This is a genomic window from Flavobacterium sp. W21_SRS_FM6 (genome assembly GCF_052119645.1).
Lineage (GTDB): Bacteria > Pseudomonadota > Gammaproteobacteria > Enterobacterales > Alteromonadaceae > Paraglaciecola.
Map to the genome: position 1 here is coordinate 51,644 of NZ_JBGQOM010000005.1, position 16,012 is coordinate 67,655.

The 16,012-nt window shown below is 42.9% G+C and carries 14 protein-coding genes; 3 read left to right on the forward strand and 11 right to left on the reverse strand.

Annotated elements, in window-relative coordinates:
- Nucleotides 1-142 precede the first annotated feature (142 nt).
- The gene (locus ACEN2L_RS09915) at nt 143-379 is read right to left on the reverse strand and encodes a hypothetical protein (protein ID WP_441743477.1); all 237 of its coding nucleotides are present in this window, start codon (nt 377-379) and stop codon (nt 143-145) included.
- 304 nt (nt 380-683) lie between these two features.
- Between ACEN2L_RS09915 and hemN the strand changes: the two genes are divergently transcribed.
- Nucleotides 684-2,048: an oxygen-independent coproporphyrinogen III oxidase gene (gene hemN / locus ACEN2L_RS09920; protein ID WP_441743478.1), complete on the forward strand. Its 1,365-nt coding sequence runs from the start codon at nt 684-686 to the stop codon at nt 2,046-2,048.
- Here hemN and ACEN2L_RS09925 read toward each other — a convergent pair.
- The 4 genes from ACEN2L_RS09925 to ACEN2L_RS09940 form a co-directional block, all read right to left on the reverse strand.
- Complete coding sequence (locus ACEN2L_RS09925) at nt 2,045-2,725, reverse strand: Fe2+-dependent dioxygenase (protein ID WP_306020188.1); 681 nt, start codon at nt 2,723-2,725, stop codon at nt 2,045-2,047. The genes hemN and ACEN2L_RS09925 overlap by 4 nt on opposite strands.
- Before the next feature lie 16 nt (nt 2,726-2,741).
- Nucleotides 2,742-5,051 carry a TonB-dependent receptor gene (locus ACEN2L_RS09930; protein WP_441743479.1) on the reverse strand — a complete coding sequence of 770 codons (2,310 nt, stop codon included), beginning with the start codon at nt 5,049-5,051 and terminating at the stop codon, nt 2,742-2,744.
- 355 nt (nt 5,052-5,406) lie between these two features.
- Entirely contained in the window at nt 5,407-5,805 is a 399-nt protein-coding gene (locus ACEN2L_RS09935; RefSeq protein WP_306020190.1) for an OsmC family protein, read from the reverse strand.
- Nucleotides 5,806-5,811: 6 nt separating this feature from the next.
- Nucleotides 5,812-6,654, reverse strand: coding sequence for a CvfB family protein (locus tag ACEN2L_RS09940; protein WP_306020191.1), 843 nt, complete (start codon nt 6,652-6,654; stop codon nt 5,812-5,814).
- A gap of 174 nt (nt 6,655-6,828) precedes the next feature.
- Here ACEN2L_RS09940 and ACEN2L_RS09945 point away from each other — a divergent pair, with 174 nt between their 5' ends.
- Together ACEN2L_RS09945 and alr are read left to right on the forward strand one after the other, a co-directional pair.
- A complete protein-coding gene (locus ACEN2L_RS09945; protein WP_441743480.1) occupies nt 6,829-7,686 on the forward strand; it encodes a D-amino acid aminotransferase in 858 nt (285 codons plus the stop codon).
- 14 nt (nt 7,687-7,700) lie between these two features.
- Complete coding sequence (gene alr / locus ACEN2L_RS09950) at nt 7,701-8,795, forward strand: alanine racemase (protein ID WP_441743481.1); 1,095 nt, start codon at nt 7,701-7,703, stop codon at nt 8,793-8,795.
- A 9-nt stretch (nt 8,796-8,804) separates the two neighbouring features.
- On the opposite strand, the gene cmoB is transcribed toward alr, so the two are convergent.
- The 6 genes from cmoB to purM all read right to left on the reverse strand — a co-directional run bounded on the left by cmoB (nt 8,805) and on the right by purM (nt 15,860).
- Nucleotides 8,805-9,776 (reverse strand): tRNA 5-methoxyuridine(34)/uridine 5-oxyacetic acid(34) synthase CmoB, encoded by a 972-nt coding sequence (cmoB, locus tag ACEN2L_RS09955; RefSeq protein WP_441743482.1) that lies wholly within the window; start codon nt 9,774-9,776, stop codon nt 8,805-8,807.
- 13 nt (nt 9,777-9,789) lie between these two features.
- Nucleotides 9,790-10,518, reverse strand: coding sequence for a carboxy-S-adenosyl-L-methionine synthase CmoA (cmoA, locus tag ACEN2L_RS09960; RefSeq protein ID WP_306020195.1), 729 nt, complete (start codon nt 10,516-10,518; stop codon nt 9,790-9,792).
- Between the two features lie 197 nt (nt 10,519-10,715).
- The gene (gene fadE, locus ACEN2L_RS09965) at nt 10,716-13,181 is read right to left on the reverse strand and encodes an acyl-CoA dehydrogenase FadE (protein WP_441743483.1); all 2,466 of its coding nucleotides are present in this window, start codon (nt 13,179-13,181) and stop codon (nt 10,716-10,718) included.
- Between the two features lie 224 nt (nt 13,182-13,405).
- Nucleotides 13,406-14,092: a DUF3108 domain-containing protein gene (locus ACEN2L_RS09970; protein WP_306020197.1), complete on the reverse strand. Its 687-nt coding sequence runs from the start codon at nt 14,090-14,092 to the stop codon at nt 13,406-13,408.
- A gap of 73 nt (nt 14,093-14,165) precedes the next feature.
- On the reverse strand, nt 14,166-14,816 hold the full coding sequence (gene purN, locus ACEN2L_RS09975; RefSeq protein ID WP_441743484.1) for a phosphoribosylglycinamide formyltransferase: 651 nt from the start codon (nt 14,814-14,816) through the stop codon (nt 14,166-14,168).
- Nucleotides 14,817-15,860: a phosphoribosylformylglycinamidine cyclo-ligase gene (gene purM, locus ACEN2L_RS09980; protein WP_441743485.1), complete on the reverse strand. Its 1,044-nt coding sequence runs from the start codon at nt 15,858-15,860 to the stop codon at nt 14,817-14,819.
- Nucleotides 15,861-16,012: the final 152 nt, after the last annotated feature.

Sequence of the window (16,012 nt, forward strand, 5' to 3'; positions counted from 1 at the left end):
TATTCAACTAAAGGTTGAATTAAAAGAGACTTCGGTCTCTTTTTTTGTGCCTGTTGGCAAGCACAAGGTAAGCTCACAAAAGGTTTTTTAATATCAACTATGCCCTTAGATGGGCGAATAACAAGTGAGGCTGATCGCGTCACTATTGTTGAGAATGTTGCGCTATGCAGTGCTTTTGCGAGTCAGCACGATGGAGCTGAACATCACACCCACCCGTTGCGGTGGCTTGCTTTACTGGCGCCTCTGTGGTCTCAGTTTCTTCGTTTACATAGTGCCCTTGATTGATAATAATCGGATGTTCTTGCGAAATAGCTAATTGTCCAATTTCGAGCAAGGTTAAGCTGAAAAATACAAAACAAAATATCGCTTTATTTGACATAACAATTCCTTCTAGTGTTTGTCTGGCGGTTCTCGCCAATTACCTAACAGTTTTGCAAATCACAGGCCATTTATTTTTACTCATTATTTCAATGGGTTATGCAATTAACGGGAAAACTACCGTGAGAGAAAAACCAATAGTTAGCAAATTTCACTACTTGTTAGTAAAAGGGACAGAGCTGTCAATACAGTGGGCTAAACAATAATTAGCTCATGACATAAAGAATAAAACTTGAGCTTGATCAAAGTATTTTTATATTGGGTAAGACACACTGTCTATACCCAACTTGCTGTGATAGAAATGAATGTTAACCACTACGGAACTTACCTTACTCAAAAAATATAACTCAGCCGCACCGCGTTATACCTCATATCCCACTGCATTGGGCTTTGATGAACACTTTTCTCGGTTGGACTTTGTAAGGGCAGTGCAGACTAGCCAAAACCGTTTATTGTCGTTGTATGTGCATATTCCTTTTTGCCATAGTCTTTGTTACTACTGTGGCTGCAATAAAATTGTGACTCGCCATCAACATAAAGCAGACATTTATCTTGACTATTTAGAGAGGGAAATAATTGGGCAGTCATCCCTGTTCAAAAAATACAAAGTCAGCCAAGTGCATTTAGGTGGTGGTACGCCAAGCTTTTTAAATGAAAGGCAAATGCAGCGACTCATGACCTTACTAAATCAGCATTTTTCCATCGATGAAGGTGCAGAAATTAGTATCGAGATAGACCCGAGAAAAATACAATTGAGTTACGTTGATCTGTTAAAAAACCACGGTTTTAACCGTATTAGCATCGGGGTACAAGATACGGACCCAAAAGTGCAGTCTGCGATTAATCGCATTCAAGACACGCCATTTATTGCAAAACTGGTTGAGCGAGCACAGCAACTCGGTTTTAGTTCTGTTAACGTTGACTTGATTTACGGCTTGCCCTGGCAAAATGAGCAGACCTTTGCCAATACGCTTGCTAACGTCTTGGCGATGCGGCCTGAAAGAATCTCACTGTTTAGTTACGCACATTTACCCTCACGTTTTGCGTCCCAGCGAAAAATCCTTGATCATTGGCTGCCCAGTACAGAATTAAAATCGAGCTTGATGTGCCAAGCAATTGAAACACTCACACAACATGGCTATGTGTTTATTGGTATGGATCATTTTGCTCTTCCACAAGACGAGTTGAGTAGGGCATATCGTGCCGGACAGTTGCATCGTAATTTCCAAGGTTATACTACTCAGGGCAACACTGATTTATTAGGCTTAGGCTTGACCAGTATCAGCTCAATTAATCATACCTACAGCCAAAATAAAAAAAACTTAATGGCGTATTATGCAAAGCTGGATGAGGAGGAAAACGCTTTAGCAAAAGGCCTAATGCTGACAGATGATGATCGAATACGGGCATTAGTCATTAAAGCCTTAATGTGTAATGGCGTTGTTATAAAATCGGCAATAGAGCAGCAAACACAGATAAACTTTGATGAGTATTTTGCGGAAGAAATGCAGCGCTTAGTACCTTTAGCACAAGATGGCTTGCTTACGCATGACGATGTCGCCATTCAAGTATTGAACAAGGGTCGATTATTAATTAGGTATATTGCCAGTATGTTTGATGCTTATTTACCTCATCAACAGCAAAAAAGTCAGTTGTCAAACGTGGTTTAAACCACCGAATGCTGCCTCACTAAATTATGGTAAACATGATGTAGGCGGTCGAGTTTACTGCGTTCAATATCATCATTTTGGGCAATATCTTGAATGACCCTGTCGAGTTCAAATAAAGACTGACGAGTGGTGGGGTTGGGTATCAAACTTTGCATCCAAGTTATAGCTGCTAAGCGTGTGCCTTTGGTAACAGGCGTAACCTGGTGCAAGGAACTTGAAGGGTACACTACCGCATTACCGGCCCGTAGTTTTACGCGTTGTTCGCCAAAGTCAGTTGAGATTAGCAGTTCGCCACCTTCATAATCCTCCGGTGGACTTAAAAATAGGGTCATGGACATATCGCTGCGCATCACATCTTGGCTATTAGGCAGTCGCATGATGGACGCATCCACATGATAACCATAAGTTTCGTTTGCTTCGTAGCGATTAAAACAGGGGGGAAATATTTTATGGGGTAACACGGCTGAGACTAAACTTGCGTGTTCCCCCATAGTGGCTAATAAATTATTGGCTAAGGCTTGGATTTGAGGATCTCGCGGATTTGCCTGCGAATTACGTTTCACATCTGCAGCCATCCCCATTGCCGTAATCGCGCCGTCTTGCCAATTTACCTTGGTCAATATTTTTCTATAGTCTGCCACTTGTTGTGGGCTAATTAATGCTTCAATAATGACCAAGGTGGTGCTCCTAAACTTAAAATTTCCAGCTAGCAGTGGCTCGAACGTTACGCGCCTCGCCTAAGTACATAAATGTGCCAGAGCGATAGGCTGCCGTCCAATATTCATTGTCTGTTACGTTACCAATATTCAGACGGAAGTTCAGGGTATCCGAATAATAGTAGTTGGCGAACAAATCAATCACGCTATAGCTAGGCACCACAATGCTGTATTGTCCTGTTTCGGCATCGTAGCCAGCAGCGCTGTCTGGTTGACCGCCGTACATTTCACTTTTATAGGTAAACGAAGTACCAAAGGCAACGGTTTCATTAGGCTGATAGCGTAGTTGTAAATACAAAGATTTGTCGGCGAAGTTACTCAGCGCTAAACCTACTGAGGACTCAACATAAGACTCAAGAATTTCAGAGTCCATTACTGCTGCGCTCATTTGTACACTAAGCTCATCGGTGATGGCACCTGATAACGAGAGCTCCACACCTTTAACGCGGTTTTTACCAGTATTTAGTGTACCAAGTGAGGCGTAATCGTCCTCACCGATACTCTCCATTACGTCACTTTTGGTGACTTGGAACCACGCCGCGGTAGCTAATAATTTATCATCAAAGAGCTCCCATTTAGTGCCCAGTTCAATATTTTTGACTTGTTCTGGATCGGAGTTTTGCACTTGGCTTGGGTCGCCACATAATCCGCCGTAACCACAACTGCCACCTACATCAGATTCACCCCCGTTGATATTCGTTGCAGTGCTATAGGTCAAATATATATTGGCTTCTTCGTTAATGTTGTATACAAGACCAAGGTGACCATTGGTTAGGGTGTCGGAGTAATCATATTGGTCAGGCTCTGAACCTGCCCCCACGGTGTTGTCATAATCAAACGAGTCAGCTCGCAAACCAAAAAACACATCAAACTCTTCACTTAAGGCTAAGGTATTCATAACATACAAGGCTTGAGTTTTAACATCCATTTGGGCGTCTTTGGCGCCTCTTGAGAAGGTGCGCTGGGTCATGGTAGTAATGTTACTATCGTCAGCTGTTACGCAATACCCATCACTTACACCACGTCGACCTGCTATCCGGCAGTTAGACTCACCTAGATAGTTGATATCGTAAACGCCATTATCCACAGACTCTTGGCTAAATTCTGCACCAAATACCCATTTGTTTTTTAATCCGAAAAGAGTGTTGTCCCAGAAAAAGTTAAACTGGCTGGCGACATAATCAATTCCTTGCCAGCCCTGATGCGTACTTAAACTTAGGGCTGCTGCGCCCGGTGCAGTGGGATCACTTTCATCTCGTGTGGCTGCGCCTATACCGGTGGTAATATAGCCGTTTGAAGTCTTGCCCCAACGAGTAGCATTGTAAAAGCGCATGTTGTCATTAATTTCATAATTTGTACGCAGGGTGAGGGCTTTAACCTCTGTATCTAAAAAGTCTTCTTGTTGAGCATAAACAGGAATGCCTTCGACGGGTTTGCGTGTGGTTCTATCAAAATAACTACCCATATCTGGCACATCTTCGGCATTTAAATAATACGCATCAGCGACAAAATTTAGCTTACTGGTGGGCTCGATATAACCTGAAAGTAAAAGGCCTTGGCGAGTACTTTCGATGCCTTCACGGTTAGGCGCATCTTCACTTGCTTGTAATACGTTCAAGCGTAGGGCGGTTTCGTTACTGATCGCGATATTAGAGTCAACCACAATACGATAATGTTCATCAGTACCGATACTGCCGTCTAAGCGATTAAAGTTGTAATCAGGTGAAGCTTGTTTAGTGATACTGTTTACCGCACCACCTGATGAACCACGGCCAGCAAAGGTAGAACTGGGCCCTTTAGTGATTTCAACTTGCTCGGTAGCAAAACTCTCACGGGTAGTCATGCCTGGGTCACGTAAACCATCAACAAAGACATCACTACGAGCTTCATGGCCGCGGATAACATAACGGTCACCAAAGGCATTACCGTTTTCGCCGGTACCAATAGTAACGCCTGATTGAGTGGCTAAAATTTCTTTAAGATCCGATTTGCCCGATTCAAGAATTTGTTTTTGAGTTAATACCGATATGGTTTGCGGGGTGTCAGCAAGCTCGGCTAAACGACGCACATCGCCAGATTTAAGGGCGCGATAAGGAGATTGAGCCATACCGAATACTTCGACTATCTCAATTTCTTTGGTCTGAGATTTACATTCTGCGGTTTGCAAAGTGGTGTCTTGTTCACATTCAGTATCATTTGCTTGAACTGCAGCTGATGCGAAGGTAAAGGCTATCGCGAGCGCTTTTGATCCCAATCTTTCATTTTTGTGTTTGTGCGTGTTTTTCAACGTTATCTCCCAATCAAGTGTGTGTTGTTATTAAGTTTCAAAAGCATAATTAAAACTTAAACGCATTGCAAATGATAATGGTTATTATTTAGCTTAACTATTCAAATAAAAATAAATATGTTGGGCGTTTTGTTCGATAATTAGCCTTTTCCTTAACATTCGAAGGCATTTCTGTGTTTCTCGCCCCATTTTCTGTGGGCTAGCTAGGAATTTTTCTGTTTCAAAGCCACAGAGCTAAGTGAGATACGTTTAGCTCTGGATGGAATGACTAAGGCGGTTTCTTGACGTGACGTAAACAATACTAAGGATTTGTGCAACACTCTGATAAAAAGGGCAACAAGTCTTACTACTGTATTTATTCGGATTCGATGGCGTAACTTGTGCTAATTGCTACATTGCCGCTTAACATTAACATGACTGAACAATATTTTTCAGCCGATAACTGCACTGCTCTTGCCATGTGTTTGTCAGTAATATTATGACCTTTGACGACATAATGAGCATGAATTTTTGTGAAAACCTTAGGAGGAGAGTCGGCGCGTTCTGCCGTTAACTCACAATAGCAGTCTTCTATAGTAAGCCGAGATTTTTGCAAAATATCCACCACATCGATTGAAGAGCAGGAGCCTACAGCGAGCAATACACTCTCCATTGGTGAGATCGCTTCAGCATTTCCGTCCATAACTAGGGTTCTGCCGCTGTCGGTTTCACCTAAAAATGATAGCCCTTGTTGCCAACTTACTTTTGCTTTCATCACAACCTACTTTGTTTCATCGATTAGCGTAATTTTATTTTTGTCGAGCAAGATACGTTTTTGCTTGAAGAGTCCGCCTAAGGCTTTTTTGTAGGCACTTTTACTCACATTAAAGCGTTTTGTTATTTCGTCAGCTGGGCTTTTGTCGGTTAAGGTAGACAAACCACCATGGGCGATGAGGTCGTCTATGATTTGCTCTGCTAAACTGCCCCTGGCATCTTTGTCATGAAATTGAAAACACAGATCGATTTTGCCATCTTCACGAACACGTTTAATGAAGCCAGGTAATTTGTAGCCGACTTTTATGGGTTTGAATACTTCATCTTTGAAAATTAAGCCTAAATACGCGCCATTTATGACGGCCTTGTAGCCCATATCAGTACGACCACTGATCAATAAACTCACTTCTTGTTTAGGCTCAAATTCCGAAGCGACTTCAGGTAGAAAATCACGTAGACGAGTGGAGGCAGCAATGCGATTCGTTTCTTCGTCACAAAACACATAGACGACGTATGACATCCCTTCAGACATTGGATAATCCTGTTCGCTGAAGGGAACTAGCAAATCTTTTTCTAAGCCCCAATCTAAAAATGCCCCTACCTTATTTACGCTGACTACTTTTAAATAGGCACACTGATCAACCTGCGCTTTAGGACTTTTAGTGGTGGCGATAATACGATCATCACTGTCGTGATAAATAAATACATCGAGCATATCACCTTGCTTGCAGCCTTGTGGAGCACTATTTGTGGGCAGTAGGATTTGACCTAGTTCACCACCGTCAAGGTAAAAACCAAAGGGAACCTGATTAACGATCTCGAGGTGATTAAACTTTCCAATATGAACCATAAACAATGCTAAACCTAATGTAATAATGACCCAGTATGATAACCGATAATTAGATTAGGCTATATACCCAAATCGATGCAAAAAAAATTATATTGCAGCTAAAAATTGTCGACTAACACGCTATTTTTCGTGGCATAATCACTGCAATAGCCACTTGTTCTAGCTGGAAAATTGATGGGTAGCGTGTTTCTCAATGGTGAGTTTATGCCGATGTCGGAAGCGAAAATATCGCCGATGGATAGAGGTTTTTTATTTGGTGATGGCATTTATGAAGTCATACCAAGCTATGCCGGAAAATTGGTAGGCTTTGAGCCGCACATGCGCCGCTTAGAAACGGGGTTACAGGCTATTGGTATGCCGATGCCAATGGGCATTAGTGCCATCAAAACCGTAGTCGAACGTTTAATTGTTGAAAACGGCGCGGGAAATTTAGGCATTTACTTACATGTTAGCCGCGGGGCTGATGTGAAGCGGTTTCATGCATACCCAACAAATGTGAGTCAGACGGTGTTTGCTTTTGCTTTTGAGATCCCTGCCGAACCGGTGGCGGATAAAAGCAAGTCAAAAGGGTTTAAAGTGGTGACGAGTGAAGACTTACGCTGGAAACGTTGTCACATAAAATCAACCTCACTATTAGGAAATGTCATGCATTTTCAACAAAGTCAAAGCGCAGGGGTAAATGAAACGATTTTGTACGATGACAATGCCTATTTAACTGAAGCCAGTTCTTGTAATGTATTTATTGTCAAAGACGGTGTCATTATAACGCCACCTTTGAGTGAAAAACTCCTGCCAGGTATAACCCGAGGTATGCTACTCGATATACTCAAAAACGATGGCAGTCTGTCGTTTGAAGAGCGAGCAGTGCACATGGATGAAGTGCGTAGTGCCGATGAAATTTGGTTAACTAGCTCATCGAAAGAAATCGCTCCCGTGATTGAAATAGATGGCCTGCCTGTAGGTGATGGCCAAATTGGCGATATATGGTTAAAAGCACAGGGCTTGTTTAGCCAATATAAATATAACGAGTAAATAAGCGCTACACGATGTCACGACCTACTCAAATTATTATTGATCTGCCCGCGATTAGACATAATTGTCAAATAGCAGCACGCCTAGCGCCACATGCTCATGTGGTTGCTATGGTGAAAGCCGATGCCTATGGGCATGGCGCCACACAAGTAGCAAAGGCCCTTGAACCGCAAGTTGCTAAATTTGGTGTGTGCTGTATTGAAGAAGCGCAAACATTGCGTCAGGCTGGTGTTAATAAGCCTATAGTATTGATTGAGGGCTGTTTTAGTGCAGAAGAATATCAGCTTGCTGCGCAGATAAACTGTGAATTGCTTATTCATACCGAACAACAAATTAGTCAGTTGTTAGCCTCAAATAGTGCGTTTAGGTTTACCATTTGGCTCAAACTTGACACGGGTATGCACCGGCTCGGTATTGATATTGAAAAAACAGCCGCGGTGGTACAAGCGCTACAGGCGAGTAACAAAATCGAAAAGCTGATTTTAACAAGCCATTTTGCAAGTGCAGATGAGTTAAACGGTTCTTTTACTTCGCAACAAATGTTCCGTTTTGAACAGGTTGTGAGTAAGTTAAAAGCGCTAAATGCAGGTGCTTTTGATATCAGTTTAGCCAATTCAGCTGCGGTATTGGCTTGGCCTCAAAGTCATCAAGATTGGATTCGCCCAGGTATCATGCTGTACGGAATAAGCCCTTTTAGCGACCAGCAACAGCAAGCCGATGAGCTGGTGCCAGTGATGCACTTTTGTTCAAAGGTTATTGCCCTTAGAGAGGTTAAACAGGGTGAATATGTAGGTTATGGTAATACCTGGCAAGCGAAACGTTCCTCTGTTATTGCAACGATTGCTGCTGGTTACGGCGATGGTTATCCGCGTACTGCGCCATCTGGTACGCCTGTGTTGATAAAGGGGCACAGAGCTGAGCTAGCAGGGCGAGTATCAATGGACATGCTAAGTGTTGATGTGACCGATTTAACAGCGGTTGAAATAGGAGATCATGTTGAACTTTGGGGCGCTGCTCTAGATGTCAATGAAGTCGCCCGTTTTGCCGGTACCAATGGTTATGAGTTGGTCACTAGAATGCCCCCCAGAGCCAAGCGTTTTTATCTATAACTTGAAGGACTAGCTTTCTGCAATAAGCACAGCGCGGAGTGGGGCGGGATGGCCTTCAATGGTGCGGCGTGCATCATTTGGGTCCATAAAATCAGCTAATGATAAACTTTCCATCCACTGGGTTTTGCGTTGTTCTTCAGTTGTAGTCAGTGCGACGTCAACTACCCGAATATTTTTGAAACCAACCCGTTGCATCCATAATGTTAATGCCTTGGTTGAGGGCAAATACCACACATTACGCATTTGCGCATAGCGGTCTTGTGGCATAAATACGGTGTGTTCATCGCCCTCAACCACTAAGGTTTCTAATACAAGCTCACCGCCCTTGCGCAGTTGATTTTTTAGTTGGTACAAAAAGTCGATAGGACTACGACGATGATATAAAACACCCATGGAAAACACAGTATCAAAGGCTTTTAATTCAGGGAGTTGTTCTATGCCTACCGGAATAAGATGGATACGCGGGTCTGGATTAAAGTGTTTAATAGCTTGAAATTGCATTAAAAATAATTGCGAAGGATCAGCGCCCACTACTAGGCTCGGGTCTTGTGCCAACATACGCCACATGTGATATCCACTGCCACAACCCACATCAAGTACATGCCGATTTTTCAAAGAGTGAATATGCGGTGCAACTCTGTCCCACTTCCAATCTGAGCGCCACTCGGTATCAATGTGAATACCATGGATATAAAAAGGTCCCTTGCGCCAAGGCATAAATTGTTTAAACAAACCTAGCAGCTGTTTTTGTGTGTAGTCATTTATGTCTTGCGCTTGGCCAAATTCCACTTTATGAAGTAACTCAACACTCGAAACCTCGGTTTTTGGAAACAGCGCCAATAACTTAAGCCACTTATTAAAGTCGCCATGTAACTGCTCTTGCTGCCACAGAGCTAATTGTGCAGGTAGCACTTCTAACCAATGACTCAATGGTGATTGAGCAATGTGCTGATAAAAATCTTTAAACCAAGGTAAGGTCACTGGCCACTTATCCTTATTTTATCGCGACCATGGACGCAAAATTAAAACACTTAAACCACTGAACAACTTCTGAAAAACCGCTGTTAAGTAAGCGTTGCTGATGACTCTCAAAGCTTTCTATGCGCATCACGTCTTCAAGTGCGCTGCGTTTTTGGCTAATTTCTAAATCGCTGTAACCATTTCGTCGTTTAAATTCATGGTGCAGATCAATGAGTAACTCGTTGGACTGTAGCTGAGTGTCTAATAATTTTTCTGATAAAACTAAAATACCACCGGGTTTTAAGCCAGCAAAAATACGTGCGATAACTGAAGAACGATGTTCTGGATGAATAAATTGCAGGGTAAAGTTCATAATCACCACACTGGCATTATGGATATCGACATGTTGCAATTCGTCACATACCACTTCAATTGGGGTATCAGACTTAAACGCTTTGGTGTGTAAACGACAACGTTCCACCATTGCAGCTGAATTATCTACTGCAATAATTCGACAGTTCTTTGCGCTTAAGTGCTTGCTTGCCGCTAAGCTTGCCGCACCTAATGAACAACCTAAATCATAAATTTGACTTTCATCTTGGGCAAAACGCCCGACCAATTGACCAATAGTATCAATGATCGTCGCATAACCGGGCACTGAACGCTGGATCATATCGGGGAAAACTTCCGCCACAGCTTGGTCAAAACGAAAGGGTTCAATGGCTTGCGGTTGTGAATAAATGGCGTCTTTGCCTGAAAACATGAGCTTGCTTGTCTGACTTTGAAAAATAGGCGGCAATTCTAACGTTCAAGTCCTGTTCAAGCAATTTCCTTTGAAACTTAATCACGGTGTTTAAGGCCTGCTCTTTTGTGACAAGAGATGAATACAGGGAGCTTATATTTATATACACATAAAAAAACAGCCCATATAAAGGGCTGTTTGGTTAGACGTAAAAGCGCTTAAGCCGCTTCTGCTGACTTGGGTTTGCGTTTTGCTTTGGGCTTTTGGCCTTCTTGTGCCAACTCACTTGGGTCAAAATCATCGACGTTAATAGTTCGTAAGCGACCTTGTTCTGTTGTTCTTAATAGTTCAGCTTGTTCCTCGCTAAGAACACCTAGCTCTAGACCTTTATCTGCAATCTTATCCAAGTTGGTAAATGGGTAACGCTCTTTTGCCGCTTTACATACTTTGGTGTATAAGGGCTCACTTGCGATAACATTTTCCAGAGTTTGCTCTAAATCACCCATTAACATCCCAGGTTCACGGGATAGAAACTGGCCTTTACCTAAGCGACTACGAGCCTCACATGGGGTTTGTAGGATGGTGGCAATCGCATGATCTAATTGATCAGAGGGTTTAGTAAAACGTTTACCAAAGGGCATTATTACTAATTTTAGTGCCTTACCTAACCAGTAGTTGGGGAAGTTATCCAGTAACTCTTCTAAAGACACTTCTAACTTATGCAAGGTGTCTTGCATCGCCCAATGCACCAATGGTAAATCTTCTGCTCTGCGGCCTTCATCATCAAAACGTTTCAGAACACAAGAGCCTAGATAAAGGTAACTGAGCAAATCACCTAGACGAGCGGAAATGCGCTCGCGGCGTTTTAATTCACCACCTAACACGCCCATAGCTACATCAGATAAAAAGGCCATGTTTGAACTGTAACGTTGCATTGCACGGTAATATTGGCTTGTTTCGTCCATAAAGGGTGCTCCCGCTAAACGAGCTCCCGTGATGGAAAACCAAAGGCTTCGGAAAAAGTTACTGATGGCAAAACCAATGTGGGCAAAGAGGGCGCTGTCAAATTCTGCTAAGCCCTGTTTTTCATCCGGATTATTGGCAGCAAATAACTCCTTCAATACAAATGGGTGGCAACGCATCGCGCCTTGGCCATAAATCATCATGTTACGGGTTAGTATGTTTGCTCCTTCAACGGTAATTGCAATGGGGGCACCCTGATAGCCTCGGCCCAAGTAATTGTTTGGCCCAAGCATAATGCCCTTGCCGCCATGCACATCCATGGAGTCATTGACTAACTGACGCATTTTTTCAGTTAAATGATATTTACAGATAGCTGAGATGACCGAAGGCTTCTCACCTAGATCAACCCCTTTAGTCGAAAACGAAGTGACCGCGTCCATTAAATAGGTGTTACCACCAATACGACCCAGCATTTCTTCGATGCCTTCCATACTGCCCACAGGGATTTTGAACTGACGACGGATTCGCGCGTACGCGCCTGTGGCTAATGCGATACTTTTTGCGCCACCGGCTGAGTTTGAAGGTAGGGTAATACAACGTCCAACAGACAAACACTCCACTAACATACGCCAACCTTGACCAGCCATTTTTACCCCACCAATAATGTAATCAAGGGGAACAAAAATATCATTGCCACGAATAGGTCCATTTTGGAAAGGCACATTTAAAGGAAAATGGCGATTGCCAATATCTAAGCCTTCTGTTTCTCTGGGCAAAAGCGCGCAGGTGATCCCGTAGTCTTTTTGATCGCCGAGCAAGCCTTCTGGATCAGACATCTTAAAGGCCAAACCGATTACCGTCGCGACAGGTGCTAAGGTAATATATCGTTTATCAAAGGTGAGTTTTAAACCAATGATTTCTTCCCCTTGCCATTGACCTTTGCACACAACACCAGTGTCGGGTAAAGAGCCTGCATCAGAGCCTGCCTCTGGTCCTGTTAAAGCAAAACAGGGGATTTCTTCGCCGGTGGCAAGGCGGGGTAAGTAATGATTTTGTTGTTCGGGCGTGCCGTAATGCTGTAAGAGCTCACCTGGACCAAGCGAGTTAGGTACGCCAACGGTGGTAGCGAGTACCGCACTGACGCCAGATAATTTCTGCAGTACTCTTGATTGTGCATAAGCAGAAAAATCTAAACCACCGTATTCTTTTTTGATGATCATGGCAAAAAACTTATTGTCTTTTAAGTATTGCCATACTTCAGGCGATAAGTCAGCACGGGTATGGGTTACGTCCCAGTCATTACACATGCGACATACTTCTTCCACCGGCCCGTCTAAGAAAGCTTGTTCTTCAGCAGTTAATCGAGCTTGCGGTATGTTGTGCAACACTTGCCAATTTGGATTGCCACTAAAAATTTCTCCATCCCACCAAACCGTACCGGCGTCGATAGCGTCTTTTTCAGTGCTCGACATCTCTGGCATAATCTTTTTATATAATTTTAGGATAGGCGAGGTGAGATATTGCACACGAATAGATTCAATATTTAAGGGGATGGCGATAATAAGATAAAGTAGCCAAGTAAACCCACCTACTATACCCATTACACTACCAAATACTAAAGCTGCAAACATTGCAACCGTAGCGTTGAACATGCTCATGCGATAGTAACTCACCGCACCAAAGGCAATAACGATTAATAATAACCACAATAAAAATTGCATATTTAGCTCCAAATTTACAGGTCAGACCTCGACGCCAAGTTATAATCTTGTCAACAAAAGATCAACCAGAATGCGTCAATATATTTACATCATTTTTGGTCGCTGGCAGGTCATGCGCTGCAACAGATGTGAAATAATGTTAATAGGTACGTTAGATAGTATAGAAAGGATGGGGCATTTGCCTAAGTTTTTGCGCAGGCATGTTTCCCATCCTATTTGCGTCACTAAGAAGTGGAACTTGAATATTTACTGAGCTTGATATCGCCTTGTTCCTCACCGTCTTTAAACTGCTGGAGCCTAACAAGTTGAAAGTTGAGAGCGGGTGAGAACCAAGCAAAGGTACTCCGGCTTGAGTTCTCTCTAACAATGCCTACTTTGATCGCGTCGATATCACCGAAAGGTAATGACAGAGACTCTTTACCTAGAACTTGCATTTGATATTCACGGTATTGCCCTCTGTCATTAATCACGCGGTAGTCAAAACTAGTCTTGCCTCTGGCAAGTTGGGCTTGTAAATCAAGGCGATAGAGCTGATTGTCAAGCTGATTTTCGAGCGGAAAACTAGGGCGATCATTTACTAAAATCTTACCTTTTTCGTGGTCAAATTCAATCCTGGTATGCTTGTCTGAACCAGTGCCTGTACGTTTAAAGACGTAACTTTGCGGAATAATTTGACCATCGTCTACTTCGAAATAGCTGGTTTCTTTGCGTTTATCAGACAAGAAAAAAATCGAAACGCTGGAACTGTAATCGAGACGATATTGATTACCTTCTAATTTGCTTAACGCCAAATTTGCCCGGCCCAATTCTTTGCCAAAGCGATAGGCTTTGAATTCAGCAGCGAAACTACTAAAGGGGTCGATCACGGTCGTACTTTCTACAACCGCAGGTTCGTTTGGTTTATCTTCCATTACAGAGTGCAGCTCAGCTTCCTGAGCGGACAAGGTTAGTGTAAAAACACTACAGCAAATAAAAAGTAGTCTCTTAATCTGCTGCGTAACCTTGCTCTTCGAGTTCAGTACCATCTAAAAACGCCTTATTATTGTGCATGGTAAGTCTATCCTGACAAAACCATTTTACTACTAATGGATACATCTGACGTTCTTGCACGATCACACGTTCGGCTAGTTCTTCTGCATCTTGGTTGTCAAAAATCGGAACTTTTGATTGCAAAATCACCGGGCCATCGTCTAAATCAGCGGTAACAAAATGAACAGATGCACCGTGTTCTTGGTCGTTAGCATCAATTGCGCGTTGATGCGTGTGCAAACCTTTGTACTTCGGCAACAAAGATGGGTGAATGTTCAACATCTTACCTTGAAAATGTTCAACAAAATCACGACTTAAGATCCGCATAAAGCCAGCAAGTACAATAAGATCGGGAGCATACTCAGTAATTTGACTGTACAATTGTTCATCGTAATCTTCTCTGCTGGTATAGGGTTTAGGATCAACAAATACCGCCGGAATGTTCGCGTTTTTAGCTCGCTGTAGACCATAAGCATCAGCTTTGTTAGAAAAAACGGCAGTGATTCTTCCTGGTATTTTGCCTTGCTCACAGGCGTCGATAATAGCCTGTAAGTTAGACCCATTACCCGACACCAATACCACGATGGATTTTGTACTTTTTGTCACTTAGTTAATCTCTACTTGTTGCTCTGTTTCAGCATCGCGGTGAGCGATTTGACCAATTTTCCAAGCAGTTTCGCCTAAGTCGTTGAGGATCGTTAAGGCTTTGTCTACGTTTTCTGCTTTTAAGGCGATGATAAGCCCAACGCCACAATTAAACGTGCGATACATTTCGTGGGTGGTGACATTGCCTTTTTTCTGTAGCCAATTAAATATTTCAGGCCATTGCCAGCTACTTCCGTCAATAATTGCTTTTGCATCGCTGGGCAATACTCGAGGAATGTTTTCCCAAAAGCCACCACCGGTGATGTGAGAAATAGCATTCACTTCGACTTGTTCTAATAGATTCAATACATTTTTTACGTAGATACGGGTCGGCTCTAACAATATGTCACCAATGGTACTACCTTCAAAAACTTCTTCTGTTGAACTACCAGAGACTTCAATTATTTTACGAATCAACGAATAACCATTGGAGTGAGGACCTGAAGAGGCCAGGGCAATTAATGCATCACCGGCTTGGACTTTGCTGCCGTCAATCACATCATCGGCTTCAACGACACCCACACAAAATCCAGCTACGTCATAATCTTCACCGTGATACATGCCAGGCATTTCTGCTGTTTCGCCACCGACTAGGGCACAACCGGCTAGCTCACACCCTTGACCTATGCCTGTTACGACTTCGGCTGCGGTATCGACATTTAACTTACCTGTCGCATAATAGTCGAGAAAGAACAGTGGCTCAGCGCCTTGTACGATGAGGTCATTAACACACATAGCGACTAAATCTATGCCAATGCCTTGGTGTTTTTTCAGATCCATGGCAAGACGTAGTTTGGTGCCAACCCCGTCGGTCCCAGACACCAATAAAGGCTTGCGATATTTTTCAGGCAGTGCACACAAAGCGCCAAAACCACCTAATCCACCTCTCACTTCAGGACGTTGCGTTTTCTTAGCTACCGATTTAATTCTATCAACGAGTTGGTTACCCGCATCAATATCGACACCTGCGTCTTTATAGCTTAATGATGAATTGTTTTCGCTCACGTCTTTACCCCAAAAGTAACCACAGAAAAAAAGAGCCGCGATTTTAGCAGCTTGCTTGATTAATACCAATCACAACAACAGTGATTTTTTGTTGTGAAACAAAAGGTGAATTTTTCGAGCAAATACAGGACAATGACGCCTGAAATTTTTGT

Coding starts and splice junctions, on each gene's coding strand:
- ACEN2L_RS09915 (WP_441743477.1), bottom strand. CDS start 379: ATGTCAAATAAAGCGATATTTTGTTTTGTATTTTTCAGCTTAACCTTG.
- fadE (WP_441743483.1), bottom strand. CDS start 13,181: ATGCAATTTTTATTGTGGTTATTATTAATCGTTATTGCCTTTGGTGCG.
- ACEN2L_RS09935 (WP_306020190.1), bottom strand. CDS start 5,805: ATGAAAGCAAAAGTAAGTTGGCAACAAGGGCTATCATTTTTAGGTGAA.
- ACEN2L_RS09970 (WP_306020197.1), bottom strand. CDS start 14,092: ATGGAAGATAAACCAAACGAACCTGCGGTTGTAGAAAGTACGACCGTG.
- ACEN2L_RS09945 (WP_441743480.1), top strand. CDS start 6,829: ATGGGTAGCGTGTTTCTCAATGGTGAGTTTATGCCGATGTCGGAAGCG.
- cmoA (WP_306020195.1), bottom strand. CDS start 10,518: ATGTTTTCAGGCAAAGACGCCATTTATTCACAACCGCAAGCCATTGAA.
- alr (WP_441743481.1), top strand. CDS start 7,701: ATGTCACGACCTACTCAAATTATTATTGATCTGCCCGCGATTAGACAT.
- hemN (WP_441743478.1), top strand. CDS start 684: ATGTTAACCACTACGGAACTTACCTTACTCAAAAAATATAACTCAGCC.
- ACEN2L_RS09940 (WP_306020191.1), bottom strand. CDS start 6,654: ATGGTTCATATTGGAAAGTTTAATCACCTCGAGATCGTTAATCAGGTT.